The following is a 23,059-nucleotide window of genomic DNA, read 5'->3' as shown; positions in this document are numbered from 1 at the left end:
CACAGTTCCTCATCCACCCGATGAGGTCTGCGTCAATCTGCTCCTGATCGACCCGCCCCATCAGCTGCCGGGTGCGGAGGACGGGCGGCGGGGCTGCCCATACGACCAACGTGCTCGGGCGCCGGCGCCGAGCCGCTCCGTCCTGGTCACGACGTCGACCGCCCCCAGGCGCCCGTGCTGTGCCTCAGCCACACAGAGGTCGCTGATCGAGCGACCGCACAGCACCACCGCATCGGTGACCAAACCGTCCCACTCGGCGGCGAAGAGCGTGGTGAACCGCCGTTCCCGAGCGGCCAGCACAACAGCACCGGCTCCGCATCGAGTAGCACCGTGTCCTGCCGGTCCCGGACGGGAGCGCCGCAGAAGCTCAAGCAGACGAGCCGCCGACGGGCCCCGGACGGCGCACCGGGCGCACGATCGCCGCGTGCGCGCTGCTCACCCCTGCGTCCCCTCGGTCCGGACGCCGCCCGCCACCGCGGGGCTGCGCCACGGCCCGTGCCCGAGCGCACAGGCGGGGCACCCGGCGGTCGTCCGGTGGTACTCCCAGGCGGCGGCGCCGAGCGCGGCACCCCACAGCATCCAGGACGCGTAGAACGTCAGGGGGACCCACGGACGCAGACCGAAGTCGTCGGCGCACGCCTGTTGCGGACCGAAGTACTGCCGCACAGCCGACATGAACGCCGCCGGCCCCACCTGGGCCAGCAGGGCCGTGCCGAAGCAAGCCGGTCCCAGCACCAGGAGGCGCGGCACGCGGGAGCCGCCGACGACGGGCACCCACCGCGGGAAGACCCGGCCCCAGGGCTGGACGAGTGCCAGCGACAGCACGGACCCGGCCAGCGCCGGCAGAACGGGTACCCATCCACCGGGGATGTTGTGGATCACCTCGGGCTGGGTCATCCCCACATCACTGCCGCACTCCCAGGCCAGCTTGACCACTGGATAGGGCAGGGACAGCGCGACGGCCGCGTAGCCGCTCCACGACGGCGCCCGCAGGCGGCCGTCGGGGGCCGGGCGCCCACATCGCACGCAGGGCGGTACTCCGTCCGCGGCCTGCCGTCCGGCGGCTGACAAAGCCAGCGCGGCGGAGCCGAGCGCGAGGGAACGGACCGCGACACGGCCTGCGTCGGCGCCGGGAGCATCCGGGTCCGCCGAGCCGATCGCGCGGCGGAAAAGCGCGCCCAACAGGTCGAAGAGGACATGGCTGCCGCCCTGGGAGAGCCCGGCGGCCGCGCCGAGTGCCCCGAACCTGGCGACACGACCCACGCGTTGGGGAATCGCCGGGTGCGCCGCCAGAGCCGCGCCGAGAGCCAGCCCGCCGACGACGGACGCTCCCCTCACCAGCCGCTCGCCCGGGTAGGGATCCGTCCCGGGACTGCGGCGGCGGACGAGCGTGCTCACCGCGAACGTGGCGGCACAGCCGGCCATCGCGAGCGCCGTCCGAGCCCGCGACCGTCCGCCGCGGCGGTGCCGCGTGGATCGGAGTCCGGGGAAGCCGCCGGCCCACTCGCTCGTCGTCATGCCAGCTCCCCACCCGTGCCGCCTAGGTCCCGTGCACCCTACGAGTTCGCCCTGCCCGCACGGAAGTTCGCTTCGAAAAGTCGAAACCGGGACCGGTCCCCGCCTCGACGGGCTCCGTATGACACATACTCAATTCTTCGAATCGGCCGCGGCCGCGCCGGGCCGGGCGGGCCAGGATGGTGCAGCCCGTCGAGTCCGCGGCCCCGCCGGGTATCCCGCAGCCCGCACGAAACGGCGGAAACATGCCCGACATGACCGACGCGCTGCTCAGCAGCGCCACCCCTGACCTGTCCGGTCCCCACCGGTACACCGAGGACGGAATCGAGGAGGTCTGGGGCAGGCTCCGCAAGACCCAACCGGTCTTCCTGACCCGGCGGCCCAGGTCCACCGACTTCTGGTCGGTCCTGAGCCACGACCTGGCGACCCAGGTCCTCAAGGACAGCGCCACCTTCTCCTCCACGGGAGGAATGCGGCTCGACGCGGACCCGGTCGCCAACGCGGCGGCCGCCGGAAAGATGCTCATCGTCACCGATCCGCCCCGGCACGGTGGGATCCGCCGGGTCATCAACTCCGCCTTCACTCCCCGCATGGTGCAGCGACTGACGGACAACATCCGGCTGACCGCGGTCGAGGTGATCGAGGCCGCACTCGATCAGGGCGACGTCGACTTCACCCAGGTCGCGGCGCGCCTTCCGGTCTCGGTCATCGCCGACATGCTCGGTGTCCCGAGGGCCGACTGGGACTTCATGCTCAAGCTCACCATGATCGCGTTCGGCGCCGACGAAGCCGGCGGCACCGACCGGAACACCGTCGCCGAGGCGCACACCGAACTCCTGGTCTACTACGACGACCTACTGCGGCAACGACGGCGCGACCCCCAGGACGACATCGTCAGCGCCCTGGCACACGGCCTGGTGGACGGCGCCCCCCTTACCGACGAGGAGATCCTGCTCAACTGCAACGGGCTGATCTCCGGCGGCAACGAGACGACCCGCCACGCCACGGTCGGCGGACTGCTGGCGTTCATCCAGCAACCGGAGCAGTGGGACCTGCTGCGGGCGGATCCCGGTCTGATCTCCTCCGCCGTGCAGGAGATCCTGCGATTCACCAGTCCCGCCCTGCACGTGCTGCGCACGGCGCGGAAGGAGGCGGTCCTCGGCGGCCACTCGATCCGCCCAGGTGACCAGGTGGCGGTGTGGCTGCCCGCGGCCAACCGCGACGAGGCGGTGTTCCCGCAGCCCGACCGCTTCGACATCACCCGCTCCCCGAACCGCCACCTGGCCTTCGCGCAGGGCACGCACTTCTGCCTCGGATCGGCCTTGGCCACCAGTGAACTCTCGATCTTCTTCGAGGAGTTCACGGCCCGCGTGGCCACCGCCACACTGCGCGGTACTCCGACACGAATGGAATCCAACCTGATCTGGGGCTTCACCTCGATGCCGCTCACCCTGACCAGGCGCACCGCACCGTGATCCTCCCCCGGGCCGACACCCACGACCCCGCCTCCCCCGCGCGGGGGAGGCGGATGATCCGATCGACGGATGTGACCACCACGGCCGACGGGAAGTCTTGACGTGCATGCACATTCCGAAGGTACGGAGGTCACGGTGGCTGTTCTTACGGACTCGAAGGCAGGAGGCGTTCCCCGGCCACCGACCCCGAGCCCGGGGCGGATGTTGTGGTGGCGACGGTGGCCCGTGTGGGCGCCCGTGGCAGCAGCATCCTGGGGCGTGTTGTACGCCGCCGTCGAGGTCACCTGGGCGGCGACGGGCACCACCGTGCAATGGAAGGAACACGCTTCGTACGCGCCGGGGGTCCAGCTCTTCCTGGCGGCCCTCGCGCTCCTGGCCGGCGGCGCCTGCCTGGCCAGCACCCGAACGCTCGCCAGGCTCGGCCGGGTCGCGGTGGCGACGGCGCTGATCGTGGCGCTCCCGGTGTTCGTCGTGGGAATGAACGGGCTGCCGATCTATTTCGTGACGATCGCGACGCTCTCGGGGATCGAGAGCGCCACCGGGCTGGCCCAGGTGCTGCTGAGCACGGCCAGTGCCGCCCTCCTGCTTCTCGTCGGTTTGTCGTACCGTCGACGGCTTCGCGGAGACTGCCCGCGATGCGGGCGGCCGCACACCGGCCCAGCCGACGGCCCGCTCGCCCACCCAGCCGCCGCCCGAGCCCCGAGGCGGACCCGCGTCGCCGTGTACCTGCTCATGGGCGGACTCCTCCCGTGGGCGGGAGCCAAGACCATCTGGACGCTGGGCGGCAACGCGCTCGGCGTCGCGGGCGACGACTGGCAGAGGACGTCGAGCGTCGGCGCGTCGGGGCCGTCGAAGGCAACCGCGTCGGCGGGGATCGACGTGACCGTGCTGGCCGCGATGCTCGGGATCTTCCTGTTGCTGGGGCTGCTGTACGTGTGGGGGCAGATGTTCCCCCGCTGGACGCTGTTCCTGTCCGGACGACGGGTCCCTCGCCTGCTGCCCTTGATTCCGGCCTGGCTGACCGGCATCCCCCTGACGATGTACGGGGCCGTCCTCTCCATCATGGCCCCGCTCATGGCTCTCGGCGTGCTGCCCGAGATCAAGCCGTCCCCGCCGTTCACCACCACCTCGGGGGTCATCTGGATGGTCGAGTTCGGCGGCCTGGCATTCGGCGGTCTGGGCATCGGCCTCATCGTGGCCGCCCGCTCCTACGCCGCCCGCACCCGCCCGGTCTGTTCCAGCGCCCTGGAAACGACGCAGCCCGAATAGCCGGGCTCCTGGGGAGGCGCCGGCGCCTCCCCAGGTGGCGGGGTTGGCGATTTCGCATTCACCAACGGCCCCACGCAGCAGGGGCTTTCTCCTGCAGGAGGGCCCGTGCTCACGACCGGCCGGCGCCGCCTACTCGGCTGCTTCTCGCTCTTGTTCCTGGCCGCACTGGTCACACCGACGCTGCTCGACGGAACCGCCAGGGCGGACGCCGCAGCCGCTTCCAAGCAACTGTTCATGCAGGTGATCGGCCACCATCGCGCGTATCGGGCCGTCATCAACCCACAGGAGTCGGTCTCGCACCGGTCGTGATCCGGTGGACGGCCGGCACCTATCGGACGCCTCAGCCCCTGCCGGCTGGTCTGTCGGCACCCGCATACACCCCCGCGGTCAGCCGCCGCGACCTACTCGACGGTTCCCCCGAGGCCGCTGTCGGTGAAATCACGGTCACCGTGCAGCCACGAAACCTTGTCGTGCATCTGCGTCTGCGTCAGCGCGGAGAGCATCGCATTGCGCTCCTTGGCCGGCTCACCCGCCGGGTGGTACAGCTCGCTGCCCATGCGCCGGGCAACCAGCTGGGCACGTCCCGCGCGTTCATGGCGTACGGCGTTGAACTTCTCCAGGCGCTGTACCGCGTCGTCCTCGCCCATCCCGTCGAGCAGGTCGCCGAGGACCACGGCGTCCTCCAGCGCCTGGCAGGCACCCTGGGCCGCGTACTGCAGCATGGGGTGGGCGGCGTCACCGACCAGGGCGACGCGCCGGTCGGTCCAGGTCCGCACTGGGTCACGGTCGCACAGCACCCACTCGCGCCACCCTTCTCCGAGCTCCAGCAGCCGGCGGGCGGTGGCACCGATTCCGGGGAACCGACCGAGTACGTGGTCGCGTTCGGCTTCCCGACCGCTCACGGGAACGGCCGCCCCGTCGTCGCGGGTGACCGCGAGGTTGAGGTACTTGCCTCCGCCGATGATGTAGTGCACGAAATGCCACTTGGGTCCGGCCCACAGCGTGACCGCCTTCCAGCGCAGCTCCTCCGGCACCTTCTCGATCGGGATCACCGAGCGGTAGATGGTGTGACCCGAGACGCGGGGTTCGCCGTCACCCAGCATCGCCGCGCGCACACTGGAACGAATGCCGTCCGCGCCGATCAGGGCCGCACCGCGGAAGGCCCTCCCGTCGGCGGTGCGCACGGTGACGCCCGCGGCGTCCTGCTCGTAGCTCTGGACCGCGGCGTCGGCGAGCAGCTCGACGCCGTCCAGCTCCTGGCAGGCGGTGAGCAGCGGCTGGTAGAGGTCGCCGCGGTGCACCACCGCGTACGGGTTGCCGAACCGCGCACGGTAGGCGCCGGTCAGTTCCATGGCGGCGACCTGCTCGCCGGTGGTGCCGTCCATGAAACGCAACTCGTCGATGAACACCGCGCGTTCGCGCACGCTCTCACCGACGCCGAGGCGGTCGAGAGCGTGGAAGGCGTTGGGGCCGAGCTGGATGCCGGCGCCGATCTCCGCGAAGGTGCCGCTGCGCTCGAGCACGGTGGCCCGGTGTCCGGACCGGGAAAGCGACAGGGCCGTCGCGAGCCCGCCGATGCCCCCTCCGGCGATGATGACGTGTGCCATGGTTCGTCACATTCCTTTCGCTGGTTGATGGTGTGTCACTGTCGGGCAAGGGCCGGCAGCGGATGCCGGGGGAAGCCTGTGGAAGCCGGGGAAGGTCTTGGCGGTGCAGCCGGGATCGTCCGGGGCGGGGTTCCGGTGCGCAGGTTCGGCGCGCAGAACGCCATCGCGATCCGGCGGTCGCGACGGCAGGCGACAGCGGGACCGCCATGACCAGCCCGCTCAGGAACCGCCTGCCGACTCGTGGGACTCCGACCGCGGTCCGGGTGCCTGTGAGAAGCGATCCACCGCCTCCTCGCACAGAAAGCCACGCAGCGATTCGACCGTGTGCTCCGAGCGCGCCGGATCCCACCGGGCGATCACCGCGTGCATGCGCCGGACACCTCCTGGAGCAGCGAGGCGATGATGCTCGGCCCGGCCACGGTCAGGACGGACTCGGCGTGGAACTGCATCGAGGCGAACCCGGCCGCGCGCAACGCGTGTACCTCGCCCGTCGCCGCGTTCCGGCTGACCTCCACCCTGCCGTGCACCGGGTGCTCGAAGGAGTCCGCGGCGCACCGGGCGGCGAAGGTGTTGTAGAAGCCCACCCGCGCCGCCCGGCCGAACAGGTCGATCTCGTGCTGGGCGCCCTGGTTGGGCACCACACGGCGCGCCAGGTCCAGGCCGAGCAACGTGCTGAGCACCTGATGGCTCAGGCACACCGCGAGGAAAGGCCGCCGCTCGTCAAGCAGCCGGGCCGCCGCCGAGCGCAGACGAGCGATCTTCGGGTGTCCCGTCTCCCGCGGGTCGCCCGGTCCCGGGCCCATGACCACCAGGTCGTGCGCGTCGAAGTCGTACGGCTCGTCGAAGCGGCGTATGTCCACTTCGCACCCCAGCGAACGGATCTGGTGCCCGATCATCTCGGTGAACATGTCCTCGGCGTCGATCACCAGGACCTTGCGTCCGGCCAGTGGCCCGTCGCGCCGACCGGGTTCGGCCGTGTCGTTCAGCCAGAAGCTCGCGATGCCGTGGTTCCGCGCATCGAGCGCCTCGCGTACCGCAGGATGCGACCCGAACCGGGTGGGTTCGGCCCCGCCGAGCGCCGCCAGCAGCCCCGCGGCCTTGGCGCGGGTCTCCTGCACCTCGGAGGCCGGGTCGGAGTGGCGCACCAGCGTCGCGCCCACCCCGATCCGCATCTCTCCGGCCGCGTCGATGTCGGCGGTCCGGATCAGGATCGAGGAATCCAGTGTGCGCCCGCCCGCGGCATCGCGCCCGATGAGGGCGGCCACCCCGCTGTAGTAGCCGCGCCCGGCCGGCTCGTAGCGGCTGATGACCCGGGCGGCGCTCTCCAGCGGGGAGCCGGTCACCGTCGGCGCGAACAGGGTCTCACGCAGGATGTCGCGTACATCGCGGTCGGTGCGGCCCTCGATGAAGTACTCGGTGTGGGCCAGACGCGCCATCTCCTTGAGGTACGGCCCCATGACACGGCCGCCCTCGGGGCAGATCCGGCCCATCATCTTCAGCTCTTCGTCCACCACCATGTACAGCTCGTCGGTTTCCTTCGTGTCGGCCAGGAAGGCCAGAACGCCGTCAAGGTCCGGGCCCGACACGGGGTAGCGGTAGGTGCCGCTGATGGGGTTCATCACCGCACGGCCGTCGTGAACGCTGATGTGCCGCTCGGGAGTGGCTCCGACGAACGTCCGCTCGCCGGTGTGGATGAGGAACGTCCAGTACGCGCCTGTCTCCCGCTCGACCAGACGGCGGAAGAACGACAGCGCGTCCGGCACGCCGAAGCCCGGCAGCTGGGCGACGAAGGACCGCTTCATCACGAAGTTGGCACCCTCGCCCATGCCGATCTCGTCGGAGACGATGCGACGCACCGTCTCGGCGTACGTGTCGTCGTCGATGTCGAAGTGGTCGTCGGTCACCTTCACCGGGTGGTTCGGCAGCAGTCCCAGGTTGTCGCGCAACGAGAGCGAGGCCTGCTCGCCCACCCGCATCGCCAGGAGCGGCCGGCCGTCGTCCGGAGCCGCGAAGCCGCGTTCGGCCAGCTGCCGGTACGGGATGAGCACCAGCAGTTCCTGGCGGGTGCCGGCCTCCGACGTTTCGTCGAGTTCGAGCTCGGCGATCGTGCCGACCTGGGTCACCTCACCGGCCAGCACCTCGAGAGCGTCGTCTCCTGCCGCCTCCGGACGGTGCAGCAGGGCGAAGGCTTCCGTCGAGCCGTCGAGGATGCGCGACAGCAGCAGCACGCCGTCCTGCGTTGTCATGGGGGTCCTTTCGCCGTGGGCGCGCTCAGTGCGTCGCGGTGGTGGCTGCGTTCAGCCCGGTCAGTACCGCCTGGGCCGTCACGACCTTGGCGGCGCGCTCGGCGGCGTAGGTGAGTGCCTGCCGGTGGTACTGGGCGGAGAAGTCGGCGACCGCGTCGGCCACCAGGAACGACTGGATGTCGTTCGTGTAAGCCTCCACGGCCGTCATCAGGACGCCCACGTGCGCGTACACGCCGCAGATGATCAGCTGGTCGCGGCGCTGCTCCCGCATCCGGGCCAGTAGGTCGGTCTTGAAGAAGGCGCTGTAGCGCCACTTGGTGAACACCCAGTCGCCGTCGTCGGGCTCCAACGGCGAGACGACCCGGCGGTGCTCGGGTGTGGCCCGCATGCCAGGGCCCCAGAAATCCTTGAGGAGCCCGCGTTGTTCGGGCGTCATGCCGCCGGGCTGTGCGGTGTAGGCGACGGGGATGCCCAGCGCCCTGGCCCGCGCGCGCAGCAGCGCCGTGTTGTCCACCAGGGCCCGGCCGAGTTCGGTGGTACGCGGGAACGGCTTGAGGAAGTACTCCTGCATGTCGTGCAGGAGCAGCACCGCACGCCGGGGGTCCGGCTGCCAGTCGACCGTGTTCTCGGGGAGCTGCTCCGCGGTGGGCGGCGAGTACGGCTGGATGGGGGGGATGCCGGGCATGGGCCGGTTCCTTTCGTTCTCAGACACCGAGGGTGGCTCCGCCGTCCACGGTCAGTTCGTGCATCGTGATGTGCCCGGCCTCGTCCGACAGCAGAAAGGCGACGGTCCGCGCGATGTCCTCGGGCCGGGCCACCTTGCCCAGTGGGATGCCGACCCGGTACTGCTCCGGGTTGCCCGTGATCGACGCCTTGGCCGCGGTTCCGGCGCTGTGCATGCCGCGCAGCATCATGGTGTCGGTGGAGCCGGGGGCCACCACGTTGCAGCGGATGCCCCGGTGCGCCACTTCCAGGCCCAGGCACTTGGTGAACGCCGTCGCGGCGGCTTTGGACGCCGCATAGGCGGCCATCTCGGCGCGCGCGGTGCCCGCGGAGTTGGATGCGACGGTGACGATGGCGCCGGCGCCGCGATGGATCATGCGGTTGACCACGGCGCGCGACACATGGAACACGCCAGTGGCGTTCACGGCGAACGTGGCGTTCCAGTCCTGGTCGGACAGGGCGCGGGCCTGGCCGAGACGCAGCACACCGGCGGCGTTCACCAGATGCGACACCGGGCCGAGCCGGGTCTCGACCTCGTCGACCAGTTCGTCCACGGCGGAACTGGAGGTGACGTCAGCAGCGAAGCCGGTCACCATGAGGCCCTCCGTGCGCAGAGCAGCAGCCGTGGCGGCGATCCGCTCCGCGTCGAGGTCCACAGCGGCGACCTCCGCTCCGCGCTCGGCAAGCAACCGGACGACGGCCTGCCCTATGCCGCCGGCCGCTCCCGTTACCAGTGCGATGGTTCCTTTCATGGGCCCAGACTCCTTGTGGTGTAAGTAACTTGGATGGCAACGGCGAGGAGTCGGCCCCGCCGGTCCGAGGCCACCTCGATGGTCTGCTGCGGATTGGACCGCTGGTCGCAGAAGCTCGGGTACTTGCCGCCGATGCGGCAGGTCGACCGCGTCCGAGCAGCCCGTGACAGATGCCGGGAGTCACTCGGGCCGCCGGCGGGCTTGTCCCGGTGTTCGGCGTTGCCGGTGCCCGTTGTCGTGGGTCCCGGACTCGCGGAGTACGTGGAGGCGCTGGGCCTGGTTCCAGATCAGGGTGCGGTCGAGAAGCCCGTACCGGCAGGCTGTATCAAAAATTCCACGGCGGTTGGAACGACAACGTCCCGCCCCGGACCGGTGTTTCGGCAGCGGCGCAGCAAGCCACCCGGACGGCGTTCCCGATCGGCCAATACCGCTCAAGACCGGAACGACAACGGCCACTTAAGGAGAATTGAACCTTGCTTGACCTGACGATCAGCCGAGTGCCACATTTTCGGGAGTTCGGTATTCGGGAGGCATACGGGCCGCGAGACCGGTCCGGAGGGCCTGAAAGACCAGACCCCAGACACAGAAGGACGACCAGATGGCCACCGCCACCCACCAGTTCGACCTTGACTCCTACCTCCGCCGGATCGGCTGGACCGGCGAGCCGCGCACCGACGCCGCCACACTGCGCTCGGTCCACCGGGCCCACGCCATGGGGATTCCGTTCGAGAACATCGACCCCCTGCTGGGCTCCGTCCCGTCACTCGAACTGACCGATCTCCAGGCAAAGATGGTGCACGGACGCCGTGGCGGCTACTGCTACGAGCACAACACCCTGCTCGCGGCGGCTCTGAAAGAGATCGGGTTCACCGTCACCATCCTGACCGGCCGGGTCGTCGCCGGAGCCAGCGGCAAGGTGTTACCCCGCACCCACATGCTGTTGTCGGTGGACGTGCCGGGCGAGGAGACGCCCTTCGTGGCCGATGTGGGCTTCGGCATCGAAGGTGGACTGCTGGAGGCCGTTCCCCTCCGACCGTGCGCCGGGTTCCGCCAGTTCGGCCGTGAGCTGCGTCTGGACCTCGAACCGCAGGCCGGACCGAGCGACCGCTGGGTCCTCCGCTCCCGCCGGGACGGCAACTGGGAGACGCAGTACTTCTTCACCCTGGAGCCCTTCGAGCCGGTCGACATCGCGGTCCTCAACTGGCACATCGCCACCAACCCGCGCTCTCCCGCCCGCCGACTCATGCACGTCCACATCACCTCCCCGGAGGCCCACACCGCCCTGACCGACCGGGTCCTGGTGGAGCAGCGCATCGAAGGAGCCGTCAGCAAGCGCAAGTTGGGCGGCGAGGAGGAGGTGCGAGCGGTTCTCGCCGACGTCTTCGGCATCGAGCTCCCCGAGGGTCTCCACCTGCCCGTGTGAGCCCTCCGGCAGCGTGGTGGGGTGACGGATCACCGCCGCTGTGGGTGCGGATGGATCATCCGGCCACGTCAACCGGCATATTCGTACTCGTGGAGGGTTCCGCCGAGGCGGTCTCGTCGGCGGACCTCCACCGAGGCGACACCGCCGAGGAAGGCCACCGCCGACAGCTGCGCCGACCCGAGGACCCCTGACCGCCCCCCGCCACCGGCACGCTCGCGAACAGCGCGGCGGACGCGAGGTTGCAGCCGGTCATCACCGCCCGCCGGGACACCCGCCCCACCCACACCCCGGCCGGCAGGCCGAGCAGCAGCCAAGGCCGCCGGACGGCACCGGCCGGAAGGCCCGCCGCGAGCCGCCCGCCGTCCAGCGACACCACTGCGACCGGCGGCCGCGACGGAGATGACGCTGCCGCCCGGGTCGTACGAGACATCTTCTTTCGTCTCCGGTGCACCGGCCGCCCAGCCCGAACAGGTGTACCGGTACGGATCACCGGGCACCGGGTAGAAGGGGGCTTCCCGCCGAGGAGGTACGAACATGCCGCACGCGACCGCCCCGCACACCAGGCCCGAGGGCATCTCCCCGCACGCCCTGGGCAACGACACGCTGCTGCACGAGCTGGAGCAGCTGCACCGCACCCGGCACGAGACCTTTCTGTACGGGTCGGAGGAGGCGCTGAAACGCCACACCCTGCGGACCGGGCAACTGGAGGCGGAGTTCCTGCACCGGTTCCCGAACCGGCAGGTCACCGCGGCCCGGACCAGGGCCGGCGCGCGGGCGAGGGAGGCGGCGGCCCGGGTCGAGTCGCTGCCGGAGTAGCGGTCGGCGCCGCACCGCCCGGCGGGACACGCCGGGCCGTGGTGGCGTGCCCGGGAGCCGGGTGTCGGCCAGGGTGGAGGCAGAGCCCAGCCCCACCACCCGTACGGACACCTGGGAGCCCACCGATGCCCATCGCAAGCGTCAACCCCGCGACCGGCGAGACCCTGGAGACCTTCGAACCGCTGGACGCCGCCGGCCTCGAACAGCGGCTGGCCCGCGCCGAGGAGACGTTCCGCACCTACCGCACCACGTCCTTCGCCCATCGCGCCGAACTGCTGCGCCGCGCCGCCGACCTGCTGGACCAGGAGCGGGAGGCCGCCGCCCGCACGATGACCGAGGAGATGGGCAAGCCGCTGGCCGCCGCCCGCGCCGAGGCCGCCAAGTGTGCCAAGGCGATGCGCTGGTACGCCGAGAACGCCGAGTCACTGCTCGCCGACGAACACCCCGCCCCGGCCGACGTCGCCGACTCCGGCGCCGCCCGCGCCTACGTCCGCTACCGCCCGATCGGCGTCGTCCTCGCGGTGATGCCGTGGAACTTCCCGTTCTGGCAGGTGGTCCGGTTCGCCGCGCCGGCCCTGATGGCGGGCAACGTGGGCCTGCTGAAGCACGCCTCCAACGTGCCCCGGACGGCGGTGGCGCTGGAGGACCTGTTCCGCCGGGCGGGCTTCCCGGAGGGCTGCTTCCAGACCCTGCTGATCGGCTCCGGCGCCGTGGAGGGCGTGATCCGCGACCGCCGGGTGGCCGCGGTGACGCTCACCGGCAGCGAGCCGGCCGGCCGGGCCGTCGCCGCGGCGGCGGCCGACGAGGTCAAGAAGGCCGTCCTGGAGCTGGGCGGCAGCGACCCGTTCGTCGTCATGCCCAGCGCCGACCTGGACGCCGCCGTGCAGACCGCCGTCCGGGCCCGGGCGCAGAACAACGGGCAGTCGTGTATCGCCGCCAAGCGCTTCATCGTCCACGCGGACGTGTACGAGCCGTTCACCGCCGCGTTCACCGCGGCCATGCGGGCGCTGACGGTCGGCAACCCGATGGACGAGGCGACCGAGGTCGGCCCGCTGGCCAGCCGGCAGGGGCGGGCCGACCTGGAGGAGCTGGTCGAGGACGCCCGGGCGCACGGCGCCCGGGTGGAGTGCGGCGGGCGCCGCCCCGAGGGCCGGGACGCCGGCTGGTTCTACGAGCCCACCGTGCTGACCGGCATCACCCCGACGATGCGGATCGACCAGGAGGAGACCTTCGGGCCGGTCGCCACCGTCTACCGGGTCGCCGACCTGGACGAGGCGGTGGCGCGGGCCAACGACACGCCGTTCGGGCTCAGCTCCAACGTCTGGACGGACGACCCGGCCGAGCAGGAGCGCTTCGTCCGGGACATCCAGGCCGGCGGGGTTTTCTTCAACGGCATGACGGCCTCGCACCCGGCGCTGCCCTTCGGCGGGGTCAAGCGCTCGGGCTTCGGGCGGGAGCTGTCGGGGCACGGGATCCGGGAGTTCTGCAACGTGACCACGGTCTGGCTGGCGTAGCTCCCGCCCGGATCCCCGTAGCCCGGCCCGGGCCCGGTCAGGCCGCCATGCGGTGTCTGCCGGGGCCGGGCGTCACCCAGCGCGCGACCATGCCGCACAGGGCGATCAGGGTCGCGCCCCACACGATGCTGAAGACGATCAGCATCGGCAGCCAGCTCACCTGCGCCCCGACGAGACCGAGGCCGAGCGAGAGCGCGACCATGAAGGTCACGGCCGTCGGGCTGAGGCTGAGCAGGCCGTGCCAGGCGCGGTGCGCCCAGCCCGGGTGCTGCGGGGCGTCGGGACCGGTGTCGAGGTCCTTGTAGGTCAGCAGGTCCATCTGGGTTCGCCTCCGGACGTCGGGGGGACTGCCGGTGAGCAGCTCACGAGGCCTTGCGGGGAGCTGCGGACTTCCTGGGGGTGGTCTTCCTGGCGGCGGCCGCCGTGGTCTTCTTCGCCGTGGTCTTCTTCGCCGCGGTGCCCGTCCCGGTCGCGGCGCCCCTCCCCGCCGCCGTGCTCTTCCCTGCCGCCGTGCTCTTCCCCGCCGCCGTTCTCTTCCCGGCCGCGGTGTTCTTCCCGGCGGCGGTGTTCTTCCCGGCGGCGGGTGCGCGCTTGCGGGGCGCGGGCTTCCCCGCGGGCTCCTCCTCGGCCGCTGCCGCCTCCTCGGGGCCGGGCTCCGCGGCTCCGGGCTCCCCGGCCGGCGCCGGCGCGTGGCCGCGCCGGTGCCCTCCCTTGGCCTCCCTGAGGCTGCTGCGCAGCGCCTCCATCAGGTCGATGACGTTGTCCGGTGCCTCGCCCGGCTCCTCCTCGTGCGGTACCTCGACGCCCTGCAGCCGGGCCTCGATGACCTGCTGCAGCGCGTTCTGGTAGTCGTCGTGGAGCTGGGAGAGGTCGAAGTCCTCGGAGAGGGTGTCCATGAGCGAGCGCGCCATCTTCAGCTCCTGCGGCCGCACGGTCACCGCCTCCTCGGGCGCGATCCCGGCGGCCGGCCGCACCTCGTCGGGCCAGATGCAGGTCTGCAGCACCAGCGTGCCGTCGTGTACCCGCAGCACCGCCGGGGACTCCCTCGTGCGCAGGGCGATCTTGGTGACGGCGATCTGGCCGGAGTCGGTGAGCGCGTCGCGCAGCAGTGCGTACGGCTTGGCGGCGGCCTTGTCGGCCACGCCGATGTAGTAGGCCTTGGAGAACATCAGCGGGTCGATCTCGGCGGCGTCCACGAAGGCCAGCACGTCGATGATCTTCTTGCTGGGCAGCGGCAGCTCGGCGAGGTCCTCGTCGGTGAGCGTGACGGTGCGGCCGTCGGGGGACTCGTAGCCCTTGGCGATCTCCGCGTACGGGACCTCCTTCTCCTCCTGTTCGCAGTACCGCTTCATCCGCACCCGCCCGCCGTCCCTGGCGTGCACCTGGTGCAGCGGGACGTCGTGCTCCTGGGTGGCGGAGTACAGGTGCACGGGGATGCTGACCAGCCCGAAGCTGATCGTCCCCTTCCACGTGGTCTGCACGGGGTCACCCCTTTCCCGGAGGCCCCCTACCGGAGATTTCCCACTCTGCCCGGATTCACCCGGATCGGCCACACGGTCCGGCGCGGGCCCGGTCCGGCGGACAATGGGCGGACGGAACGAGGAGGTGGCGCGATGCCCGGAACCCAGCCGCCCCCGCCGCCCGACCGGACCACGTACACGGTGGCGTACACCGTCGCCGGGGAGCCCGGGGTGCGGTGGGCGGAGGTGACGGTCGTGCCCGGGTACTCCCAGGAGAGCGACATCCCGCACATCCTGGCCGCCCGCCTCCCCGGCCGGCCGGCGGACGGGCGACCGGCGGCGGCGGACGGGCAGCGGGACGAGCAGCCGGCGGCGGGCGGGAAGCCGGACGGGCGACCGGCGGCGGACGGGCGCATCGTCCTGCTGGAGGTGCGCCCGATGTGAGGCCCCCGCGGCGCGGCCGGGACGGGACGGGCCCGACCCGCCGAACGGAGGCACCGGCGCGTGTCACCGGTTGGTCGGCCGGGGCCGGGCCGCTCCGCTCCCTAGCATCGGGACTCCGCGCCACGCCCGAGTTCGCGTGACGGAACGTCACCCCCGCCCCAGGAGCGCTCATGCCGTCGTCCCCGGGCGGACCCGCCCCCCGCACCCCCGGCCCCGACCGCCCTTCGCCCGCGCCGAGGCGCAGCTCCCTGCGCGCCCTCGGCGAGTGGTGCGCGCGCCACTCGGTCCTCGTGATCGTGCTCTGGCTGGTCGCGCTGGCCGGCGTCCAGGTGATCGACCGGGCGGTCGGCGGGACGTTCTCGGACGACTTCTCGCTCTCGAACACCCAGGCGCAGGAGGGGCGCAACGTCCTCCAGGAGCACGAGCCGTCGGTGGGCGGCACCAGCGCCCAGGTGGTGCTCCACGACGCCCAGCCGCTGACCACCTTCCAGAGCCAGGTCGACCAGGCGGTCGGCTCGCTGCGCCAACTGCCGCACGTGCAGTCCGCGCAGAGCCCGCTGCCGCCCCAGGGCCAGCCGGCCCCGCCCGGCGGCCCGCTCTCCACGGACGGCCTCACCGGCTACATCACCCTCCGCTTCGACGTGAACCCCACCACCCTGGGCGACGCCTTCCTCGACGAGGTGGACGCGGCCGTCGCCCCGCTGCGGGACGCCGGGGTGCAGGTCGAGTACGGCGGACCGCTCGGCGAGCTGGCGCGGCCGGCCGCCGACGACCGGGTCAGTGAACTGATCGGCTTCGGGGTCGCGATCGTCGTCCTGCTGATCGGCTTCGGCAGTGTCCTCGCGGCCGGCCTGCCGCTGGTCACCGCCCTGATCGGCGCCATCGTCGGCCTCGGACTGCTCGGCCTGCTCGCCGCTGCCACCACGTTCGCCACCGTGGCCCCGACCCTGGCGACCATGATCGGCATCGGGGTCGGCATCGACTACGCCCTCTTCCTTCTCACCCGGCACCGGCAGGGCCTGATGGACGGCAAGGACCCGGTGGCCGCCGCCGGGCACGCCGTGGCCACCAGCGGGCGGGCGGTGCTGGTCTCCGGCTGCACGGTGGTCATCGCCCTGGCCGGCCTGGTCGTCTCGCGGGTCAACTTCATCGCCAAGCTCGGCGCCGCCGCCGGGGTGACGGTGGTCTCCGCCGTGCTGGCCGCGCTGACCCTGCTCCCCGCGCTGATGGGCCTGATCGGCCGCCGGATGGACCGCTGGACCGTGCACCGACCGGTCGCCGAGACCGGGGCGGCACCCGGGGAGGAGATCACCGGGACCTGGCACCGCTACGCCCAGCGGGTCGAGCGCCGCCCCTGGTGGTTCCTGACGGCCGGGGTGATCACCGTCGGCGTCCTCGCCATCCCGCTCTTCTCCATCCAGCTCGGCCACATCGACGACGGGGCCGACCCGACCTCCTTCACCGACCGGCGCGCCTTCGACCTGATGTCCGACGCCTTCGGCCCCGGCTCGAACGGTCCGATCACCGTGGTCGTCGACCAGAGCGCCGTCCCGGGCGACGCCCGGCCGGCGCTGCAGAGCGCCGTGCAGCAGGCGCTCACCGGCGTGCCCGACACGGCCGGCGTCACCCCGCTCCAGACCAGCTCCGACGGCGCCGTGCTGTTCAACACCGTCACGCCCGCGCAGCGGCCGCAGGACCGGCAGACCACCGACCTGGTGGGCAACCTCTCCGGCACCGTCCTGCCGCAGGCCGTGGCGGGCACCGGCGCCGAGACCTACGTGACCGGCACCACCGCCGCCCAGGTCGAGTTCGGCGACATCGTCGCCGCGCGTCTGCTGCCGATCATCGCCGTCGTGGTCGGCCTGGCCTTCCTGATCATCCTCGTCGTCTTCCGCGGCCTGCTGGTCGCGGTCAAGGCCGCCGTCCTCAACCTGCTCTCCATCGCGGCCTCGTACGGCGTCGTCGTGGCGGTCTTCCAGTGGGGCTGGGGCGGGCCCGCGCTCGGGGTCTCGGGCACCGTGCCGATCGAGAGCTACGTACCGATGATGATGTTCGCCATCGTCTTCGGCCTCAGCATGGACTACGAGATCTTCCTGCTCTCGCGGGTGCACGAGGCCTGGCTGCGCACCGGGGACAGCCGGGGCAGCGTCGCGCACGCCCTGGAGATCACCGCCCGCGTGATCAGCTGCGCGGCGCTCATCATGGTCAGCGTCTTCGCCGCGTTCATCGTCAGCGACAACATCGTCATCAAGATGATGGGCCTCGGGCTGGCCGTCAGCGTGCTGATCGACGCCACCGTCGTGCGGCTGCTCCTGGTGCCCGCCGTGATGACCCTGCTCGGTCCGGCGGCCTGGTGGACGCCCCGGGTGCTGGACCGGATCCTGCCGCACATCGACACCGAGGGCGAGCAGTCGTGACCCGGTGCGGCGCCCTCAGGCGCCGAGCGAGGCCAGCGTGACGATGGTGATGTCGGACGGCGCCCCGACCCGGACCGGCGGGCCCCAGGCGCCGGCGCCGCGGGTCACGTAGAGCTGGGTGTCGCCGTACCGCTCCAGCCCGGCGACGGTGGGGTTGGCCAGTTCGGCGAGGTGGTTGCCGGGCCAGAGCTGGCCGCCGTGGGTGTGGCCGGAGAGCTGGAGGTCGACGCCGTGCCGCACGGCGTCGTGGATGGTGACCGGCTGGTGCGAGAGCAGCACCGAGGTGCGGGAGCGGTCGCGGTCGCCGAGCGCCCTGGCGAAGTCCGGGCCGTCGCCCTCGGAGCGCCCGGCGAGGTCGTTCACCCCGGCCAGGTCGAAGCCTGGCAGTTCCACGCGCGCGTTCTGCAGCGGGTGGACGCCCAACTCGCGGACGAAGTCCACCCAGGGCGCCGCGCCGGAGAAGTACTCGTGGTTGCCGGTGACGAAGTAGGCGCCGTCGCGCGCCCGCAGCTGCGCCAAAGGCTCGGCGGCACGGCCGAGTTCGGGCACCGTGCCGTCCACCAGGTCGCCCACGATCGCGATCAGGTCGGGCTGCGCGCCGTTGATCGTGTCGACGATCCGCTGCGTGTGGCCGCGGCCGAGGATCGGGCCGAGGTGGATGTCGCTGACCACGGCGATCCGGTAGCCGTGCGCGCGGGCGGGCAGCTTGGCCAGCGGCACGGTGACCTGCTTCAGCCGCGGCCCGCGCAGCACCCCGTACGCACCGTTGCCGACGATGGCCGCCGCCGCACCGGAGGCGCCGATCGCAACCGTCCGGGCGACGAAGAGCCGGCGCTCGGGCGAGGGGGCGGTCTGCGGCGCCTCGCCGGCCGACCCTTCCTCCGCCGGCGTCGCGGCCGGGCGGCGCGGGAGCCGGAGCAGCAGCGGCCGGACGGCCTCGCCGACCGCGAGGGCGAGCAGCAGGTAGAGCAGCACCGCCAGCCAGAGGTACCCGGGCCAGGCGAGCCATCGCTCGACGGACAGCGGGAGCTGCCGCCCGCCGACCAGGGCCCCGACCGACAGCACCGGCAGCACGACGGCGAGCACCGTCCCGGTCCGGCGCCACCAGCCACCGGGCGCGGAGACGTCGCGCACCAGGCGCCGCCAGAGGTACCAGTGCGCGAGGGCCAGGACGGCGAGGACGGCGAGCAGGCCGAGCACCACGAGGACGATCATCACCCGCGACAGTATGGACGCCCCGCCGACGGGCTCCCGCAGCGGGCCCGCGCAGACCCGCCGGAGCCCGAACAGCCTGACGCTGCCTCAGATTTGAGCTTTCCACGACACCTGTTCACCCACTCTGACCTGGCCTTTTGCGTCCGCTGAGCGAACAATTTCCGGGGCCTTGTTCCGATACTCGTAGGTAGAAGTTAGGTTGCACCGCAATGCGCGGGTCCGTCCCCCACCCTCCGGTGAACGAGCCGAGGGTCAGCCGCGCTGGAAAGGCACAGGGCACCCTCACATGAGTGCGGAATCCACCACCTCGGCCACGAAGCCGTCGGTCGACGCCGGAACCCGGCATGACCACGGCCACGGCACATCCGGCCTCGGCGCCGACGGGCACCTGAAGCCCGGGCTCAAGAACCGCCACCTGTCGATGATCGCGATCGGCGGCGTGATCGGCGCCGGCCTCTTCGTCGGCTCCGGCGCGGGCATCGCGTCCACCGGTCCCGGCATCCTGCTCTCCTACACGCTCGCCGGCGTGCTGGTCGTGCTGGTGATGCGGATGCTCGGCGAGATGGCCGCGGCGGACCCGCAGAGCGGCTCGTTCTCCGCGTACGCGGACCGGGCGCTCGGCCGCTGGGCCGGGTTCACCATCGGCTGGCTGTACTGGTTCTTCTGGGTCGTGGTGCTGGCCGTCGAGGCCACCGCCGGAGCGAAGATCCTCAACAACTGGGTGCCCGGGGTACCGCAGTGGGGGTGGGCGCTGATCGTGATGGCGGTGCTGACGGCCACCAACCTCTTCTCGGTCGCCTCGTACGGCGAGTTCGAGTTCTGGTTCGCCGGGATCAAGGTGGTGGCGATCGCGGCCTTCCTGGTGATCGGCGTCCTGGCCGCGTTCGGGCTGCTGCCCGGCACCCACGCGGTCGGCACCACGAACCTGGTCGGCCACGGCGGCTTCCTGCCGCACGGCGTGGGAGCCGTCTTCACCGGCATGCTGACCGTCGTCTTCGCCTTCATGGGCAGCGAGATCGTCACCCTGGCCGCCGGCGAGTCGGAGGACCCGGAGAAGGCGGTCAGCAAGGCCACCAACAGCGTGATCTGGCGGATCGGCGTCTTCTACCTGGGCTCCATCCTGCTCGTGGTCACCCTGCTCCCGTGGGACTCCGACGCCGTCAAGGGCAGCCCGTACGTGGCCGTGCTGGAGCACGTCGGCATCCCGGGAGCCGGCCAGGTGATGGACGTGATCGTGCTGACGGCCGTGCTCTCCTGCCTCAACTCGGGCATGTACACCGCCTCCCGGATGGCGTTCTCGCTCGGCCAGCGCGGCGACGCGCCCAAGGCCTTCGCCACCGTGACCGAGCGCGGCGTGCCGCGGGTCGCCATCCTCTGCTCGGTGGTCTTCGGCTTCATCGCCGTCTTCTTCAACTACACCTCCCCCAACACCGTCTTCTCCTTCCTGCTGAACTCCTCCGGCGCGGTCGCGCTCTTCGTCTGGCTGGTGATCTGCTTCTCCCAGCTGAAGATGCGCAAGATCATCGAGAACGAGATGCCGGAGCGCCTGACCGTGCGGATGTGGCTGTACCCCTACCTCACCTGGGCCGCGATCGGCATGATCGGGTTCGTGGTGGCGTACATGTTCACCGACGCCGACGGGCGCAAGCAGATGTACCTGTCGCTGGTCGCCGCAGCCATCGTGCTGACGGCAGCGGCCGTGGTGGGCCGCCGGCGGCGGGCCGCGGCGGTGGCACCGGCCGCCTGATCCGGACCGCGCCGCCCGCGCACACCGGGCCCGGGAGTCGTTGTGACGACTCCCGGGCCCGGTGCCGTCTCCCCGCCGGTTCCGCTTCGGCACCGGACCATGACGAGGCGGATATGACCTGCCGACGGCCGGCCCCTACGCTTTTCCCCTATGCGAGATCTTGTGGCGGGGACGAAGTACCTGGCCGAGGGCCAGAAGTGGGTGGGGCGGCACGGCCGCTGGTGGGCGTTCGGGATGATCCCCGCGCTGCTCACCCTGATCGGGTACGCGGTGGCGCTGGGGTTCCTCGGTGGCTGGTCGGAGGAGCTCGCCGCCTGGGCCACCCCGTTCGCCGACGGCTGGGGCTCGCCCTGGCAGGGCCTGCTGCGCGGCGCGCTCGCGCTGATCGTCTTCGGCGGCGGGCTGCTGATCTCGCTGATCACCTTCACCGCCGTCACGCTCCTGGTCGGCCAGCCGTTCTACGAGTCGCTCTGCGAGAAGGTGGACGAGAGCGAGGGCGGCGCACCCACCCCGCCGGACGTGCCGCTCTGGCGCGAGCTGGTGGTCTCCGCGCGCGACAGCCTGTCCGTGCTGGTGCGGGTGGCCGGGTTCGGCGTCCTGCTGTTCGCCTGCGGGTTCATCCCGGTGGTCGGGCAGACGCTGGTGCCGGTCGCCGGTTTCCTGGTCTCCGGCTTCTTCATGGCGGTCGAGCTGACCGCGGTCGCCCTCCAGCGGCGCGGGGTGCCGCAGCGCGAGCGGATCCGGCTGCTGCGCGCCCGTCTCGGACTGGCGCTCGGCTTCGGCGTGCCGCTGATCCTGGCCTTCCTGGTCCCGTTCGTCACCGTTCTGGCCATGCCGGGCGCCGTCGCCGGCGCCACGCTGCTGGCCCGGGACCTGGTGCCGGTCGAGGAGGCCGGGAGCGAGGAGGAAGGGGAGCAGGAGGAGGTGGACGGCCAAGCCGACGGGCCCGCCCCGGGTTTTCCCTCCCACCCGGCGTACACGGAGCAGCGGCCGGTGCCCGGCAACCCGTACGCGAACACTCCGGTGGCGGCCGAGCACAACCCGTACCGGAGCCACTGATCCGGTGACCGGCCGGTCACCCTGCGCCCATCCGCGGGCGGCCCGGGTGTGAAGCCGCCCACAGGGCCTCCCGCGTCTACTACCGTCGATAGTGGCCGGCCGCACGCGGAGGCGGCCCGGAGGCCCGGCTGCGGACCGGTCGGACCGGCCCGCAGCCGGCCGGGAGCCGGCGGGAGACCGGAAGAACGCAGGCGGCGGGCCCGTTCGGGCCGACCGTTCGTCGACGGTGCAAGCGATTCACCCCCTGTTCGAACAAAAGGGACAAATCACCCAGAAGCGCCCGGCTCCGGCCGGGCGCTTCGCCGTTTCCCCCGCGTCGGCCACTACGGCGCGTAGTACCCGGCGCCTTTGCCGCCCGCGCCGCGCTCTGCCAAGAATGGCCCGTCGCCAGGCAGCGCGGACGGCCCCACGGCCGCCGCGCACCCCGCCCGCCCCGCCTTCACCGCCGGGGTGCCATGGCCGTCCCGGACGGCATTGCGGGCCCCCGCTCACCCGAGCCCCGCCCCGCGTGCCGGATGCCACCGCGCCCCCGGCACGGCCCCCGACGGAAAAGGATCGCCCGCTCCATGCAGCTCAGCCATGCCCGCCGCAACTCGCTGATCACCGGTATCACCACCCTCGTGGTGGCGAGCGCGGCCACCGCCGCCCTCGCCATCCCGCAGAGCGGCGGCAACGTCGCCGAGGCCGCCGCCCCGGTGGCCGGTGTCTCCGGGGTCTCCGTGGACGGGCAGCCGGCTGCCGAGCAGGCGCCGGCCCCCCAGGCCGACGCCGCCGCGGCCGCCCAGGCGCAGGCCGCCGCCCAGGCGCAGGCCGAGGCGGACGCCGCCGCTGCCGCGCAGGCCCAGGCCCAGGCCGCCGCCCAGGCACAGGCCCAGGCCGCCGCCCAGGCACAGGCCGAGGCCGACGCGAAGGCCAAGGCCGACGCCCGGGCCGCCGCCTCCCGCTCGCAGGAGCGCCCGGCCCTCAACGCCAAGCCGAGCTACTCCGGCAGCCCGCGCGACATCGCCGCGCAGATCGTCCCGGCCGGCCAGCTGCAGTGCTTCAGCAACATCGTCTCCCACGAGAGCAGCTGGAACCCGCTCGCCGTCAACGCCTCCTCCGGCGCGTACGGCCTGGTCCAGGCCCTTCCCGGCTCCAAGATGGCCTCCGCCGGCTCCGACTGGCGCACCAACCCGGCCACCCAGATCAAGTGGGGCCTGGACTACATGAACTCCCGCTACGGCAGCCCCTGCGGCGCCTGGTCGTTCTGGCAGTCGCACCACTGGTACTAGGCCGGCCCCGGCCGGCACCAGGCCGACCCCGGCATGTGCCGACCCCGCGCGGAGCTCCGCGCGGGGTCTTCGGCTTTCCCGCCCGCCGGGCCGCGTCCCCGCCTGC

At 72.1% G+C, this 23,059-nt stretch carries 19 protein-coding genes; 11 read left to right on the top strand and 8 right to left on the bottom strand.

Annotated elements, in window-relative coordinates:
• Positions 1-435: 435 nt before the first annotated feature.
• The gene (locus tag OG286_RS32820) at positions 436-1,518 is read right to left on the bottom strand and encodes a hypothetical protein (RefSeq protein ID WP_396323964.1); all 1,083 of its coding nucleotides are present in this window, start codon (positions 1,516-1,518) and stop codon (positions 436-438) included.
• A gap of 251 nt (positions 1,519-1,769) precedes the next feature.
• Between OG286_RS32820 and OG286_RS32815 the strand changes: the two genes are divergently transcribed.
• The 3 genes from OG286_RS32815 (at position 1,770) to OG286_RS32805 (ending at position 4,568) form a co-directional block, all read left to right on the top strand.
• Positions 1,770-2,990: a cytochrome P450 gene (locus OG286_RS32815; RefSeq protein ID WP_396323963.1), complete on the top strand. Its 1,221-nt coding sequence runs from the start codon at positions 1,770-1,772 to the stop codon at positions 2,988-2,990.
• Between the two features lie 258 nt (positions 2,991-3,248).
• Positions 3,249-4,259: a hypothetical protein gene (locus tag OG286_RS32810; protein WP_396323962.1), complete on the top strand. Its 1,011-nt coding sequence runs from the start codon at positions 3,249-3,251 to the stop codon at positions 4,257-4,259.
• Positions 4,260-4,364: 105 nt separating this feature from the next.
• A complete protein-coding gene (locus OG286_RS32805; RefSeq protein ID WP_396323961.1) occupies positions 4,365-4,568 on the top strand; it encodes a hypothetical protein in 204 nt (67 codons plus the stop codon).
• Between the two features lie 92 nt (positions 4,569-4,660).
• Here the strand turns inward: OG286_RS32805 and OG286_RS32800 are convergent, their stop codons facing one another.
• From OG286_RS32800 to OG286_RS32785, 4 genes are all read right to left on the bottom strand, one after another.
• Entirely contained in the window at positions 4,661-5,866 is a 1,206-nt protein-coding gene (locus tag OG286_RS32800) for a 3-hydroxybenzoate 6-monooxygenase (RefSeq protein WP_396323960.1), read from the bottom strand.
• A gap of 356 nt (positions 5,867-6,222) precedes the next feature.
• Complete coding sequence (locus OG286_RS32795) at positions 6,223-8,112, bottom strand: anthranilate synthase family protein (RefSeq protein WP_396323959.1); 1,890 nt, start codon at positions 8,110-8,112, stop codon at positions 6,223-6,225.
• Positions 8,113-8,137: 25 nt separating this feature from the next.
• Positions 8,138-8,797 carry an isochorismatase family protein gene (locus tag OG286_RS32790; RefSeq protein ID WP_396323958.1) on the bottom strand — a complete coding sequence of 220 codons (660 nt, stop codon included), beginning with the start codon at positions 8,795-8,797 and terminating at the stop codon, positions 8,138-8,140.
• A gap of 19 nt (positions 8,798-8,816) precedes the next feature.
• Positions 8,817-9,587 (bottom strand): 2,3-dihydro-2,3-dihydroxybenzoate dehydrogenase, encoded by a 771-nt coding sequence (locus OG286_RS32785; RefSeq protein WP_396323957.1) that lies wholly within the window; start codon positions 9,585-9,587, stop codon positions 8,817-8,819.
• 598 nt (positions 9,588-10,185) lie between these two features.
• Here OG286_RS32785 and OG286_RS32780 point away from each other — a divergent pair.
• The 3 genes from OG286_RS32780 to OG286_RS32770 all read left to right on the top strand — a co-directional run bounded on the left by OG286_RS32780 (position 10,186) and on the right by OG286_RS32770 (position 13,340).
• A complete protein-coding gene (locus OG286_RS32780) occupies positions 10,186-11,010 on the top strand; it encodes an arylamine N-acetyltransferase (protein WP_396323956.1) in 825 nt (274 codons plus the stop codon).
• Positions 11,011-11,544: 534 nt separating this feature from the next.
• Positions 11,545-11,826 carry a DUF6158 family protein gene (locus tag OG286_RS32775; RefSeq protein ID WP_396323955.1) on the top strand — a complete coding sequence of 94 codons (282 nt, stop codon included), beginning with the start codon at positions 11,545-11,547 and terminating at the stop codon, positions 11,824-11,826.
• 125 nt (positions 11,827-11,951) lie between these two features.
• The gene (locus OG286_RS32770) at positions 11,952-13,340 is read left to right on the top strand and encodes an NADP-dependent succinic semialdehyde dehydrogenase (RefSeq protein ID WP_405365967.1); all 1,389 of its coding nucleotides are present in this window, start codon (positions 11,952-11,954) and stop codon (positions 13,338-13,340) included.
• 37 nt (positions 13,341-13,377) lie between these two features.
• On the opposite strand, the gene OG286_RS32765 is transcribed toward OG286_RS32770, so the two are convergent.
• The gene (locus tag OG286_RS32765) at positions 13,378-13,659 is read right to left on the bottom strand and encodes a hypothetical protein (protein ID WP_396323953.1); all 282 of its coding nucleotides are present in this window, start codon (positions 13,657-13,659) and stop codon (positions 13,378-13,380) included.
• A 43-nt stretch (positions 13,660-13,702) separates the two neighbouring features.
• Entirely contained in the window at positions 13,703-14,821 is a 1,119-nt protein-coding gene (locus OG286_RS32760; protein WP_405365966.1) for a Ku protein, read from the bottom strand.
• 132 nt (positions 14,822-14,953) lie between these two features.
• Between OG286_RS32760 and OG286_RS32755 the strand changes: the two genes are divergently transcribed.
• Complete coding sequence (locus OG286_RS32755; protein ID WP_405359033.1) at positions 14,954-15,244, top strand: hypothetical protein; 291 nt, start codon at positions 14,954-14,956, stop codon at positions 15,242-15,244.
• Positions 15,245-15,414: 170 nt separating this feature from the next.
• On the top strand, positions 15,415-17,661 hold the full coding sequence (locus OG286_RS32750; RefSeq protein WP_405365965.1) for an MMPL family transporter: 2,247 nt from the start codon (positions 15,415-15,417) through the stop codon (positions 17,659-17,661).
• Positions 17,662-17,676: 15 nt separating this feature from the next.
• Here OG286_RS32750 and OG286_RS32745 read toward each other — a convergent pair whose 3' ends face one another.
• The gene (locus OG286_RS32745; protein ID WP_405363669.1) at positions 17,677-18,876 is read right to left on the bottom strand and encodes a metallophosphoesterase; all 1,200 of its coding nucleotides are present in this window, start codon (positions 18,874-18,876) and stop codon (positions 17,677-17,679) included.
• Between the two features lie 286 nt (positions 18,877-19,162).
• Here OG286_RS32745 and OG286_RS32740 point away from each other — a divergent pair, with 286 nt between their 5' ends.
• The 3 genes from OG286_RS32740 to OG286_RS32730 all read left to right on the top strand — a co-directional run bounded on the left by OG286_RS32740 (position 19,163) and on the right by OG286_RS32730 (position 22,953).
• The gene (locus OG286_RS32740) at positions 19,163-20,623 is read left to right on the top strand and encodes an amino acid permease (RefSeq protein WP_396323949.1); all 1,461 of its coding nucleotides are present in this window, start codon (positions 19,163-19,165) and stop codon (positions 20,621-20,623) included.
• Positions 20,624-20,773: 150 nt separating this feature from the next.
• Complete coding sequence (locus OG286_RS32735; protein ID WP_396323948.1) at positions 20,774-21,682, top strand: EI24 domain-containing protein; 909 nt, start codon at positions 20,774-20,776, stop codon at positions 21,680-21,682.
• A gap of 566 nt (positions 21,683-22,248) precedes the next feature.
• Complete coding sequence (locus OG286_RS32730) at positions 22,249-22,953, top strand: transglycosylase SLT domain-containing protein (RefSeq protein WP_405365964.1); 705 nt, start codon at positions 22,249-22,251, stop codon at positions 22,951-22,953.
• Positions 22,954-23,059: the final 106 nt, after the last annotated feature.

The organism is Kitasatospora sp. NBC_00039 (genome assembly GCF_045160625.1).
Lineage (GTDB): Bacteria > Actinomycetota > Actinomycetes > Streptomycetales > Streptomycetaceae > Kitasatospora.
Note: the sequence above shows the minus strand (reverse complement) of the source record. Positions and strands in the feature narration are given on the sequence as shown.

Coding starts and splice junctions, on each gene's coding strand:
- OG286_RS32820 (WP_396323964.1), bottom strand. CDS start 1,518: ATGACGACGAGCGAGTGGGCCGGCGGCTTCCCCGGACTCCGATCCACG.
- OG286_RS32815 (WP_396323963.1), top strand. CDS start 1,770: ATGACCGACGCGCTGCTCAGCAGCGCCACCCCTGACCTGTCCGGTCCC.
- OG286_RS32800 (WP_396323960.1), bottom strand. CDS start 5,866: ATGGCACACGTCATCATCGCCGGAGGGGGCATCGGCGGGCTCGCGACG.
- OG286_RS32795 (WP_396323959.1), bottom strand. CDS start 8,112: ATGACAACGCAGGACGGCGTGCTGCTGCTGTCGCGCATCCTCGACGGC.
- OG286_RS32790 (WP_396323958.1), bottom strand. CDS start 8,797: ATGCCCGGCATCCCCCCCATCCAGCCGTACTCGCCGCCCACCGCGGAG.
- OG286_RS32785 (WP_396323957.1), bottom strand. CDS start 9,587: ATGAAAGGAACCATCGCACTGGTAACGGGAGCGGCCGGCGGCATAGGG.
- OG286_RS32780 (WP_396323956.1), top strand. CDS start 10,186: ATGGCCACCGCCACCCACCAGTTCGACCTTGACTCCTACCTCCGCCGG.
- OG286_RS32775 (WP_396323955.1), top strand. CDS start 11,545: ATGCCGCACGCGACCGCCCCGCACACCAGGCCCGAGGGCATCTCCCCG.
- OG286_RS32770 (WP_405365967.1), top strand. CDS start 11,952: ATGCCCATCGCAAGCGTCAACCCCGCGACCGGCGAGACCCTGGAGACC.
- OG286_RS32765 (WP_396323953.1), bottom strand. CDS start 13,659: ATGGACCTGCTGACCTACAAGGACCTCGACACCGGTCCCGACGCCCCG.
- OG286_RS32755 (WP_405359033.1), top strand. CDS start 14,954: ATGCCCGGAACCCAGCCGCCCCCGCCGCCCGACCGGACCACGTACACG.
- OG286_RS32750 (WP_405365965.1), top strand. CDS start 15,415: ATGCCGTCGTCCCCGGGCGGACCCGCCCCCCGCACCCCCGGCCCCGAC.
- OG286_RS32745 (WP_405363669.1), bottom strand. CDS start 18,876: ATGATCGTCCTCGTGGTGCTCGGCCTGCTCGCCGTCCTCGCCGTCCTG.
- OG286_RS32740 (WP_396323949.1), top strand. CDS start 19,163: ATGAGTGCGGAATCCACCACCTCGGCCACGAAGCCGTCGGTCGACGCC.
- OG286_RS32735 (WP_396323948.1), top strand. CDS start 20,774: ATGCGAGATCTTGTGGCGGGGACGAAGTACCTGGCCGAGGGCCAGAAG.
- OG286_RS32730 (WP_405365964.1), top strand. CDS start 22,249: ATGCAGCTCAGCCATGCCCGCCGCAACTCGCTGATCACCGGTATCACC.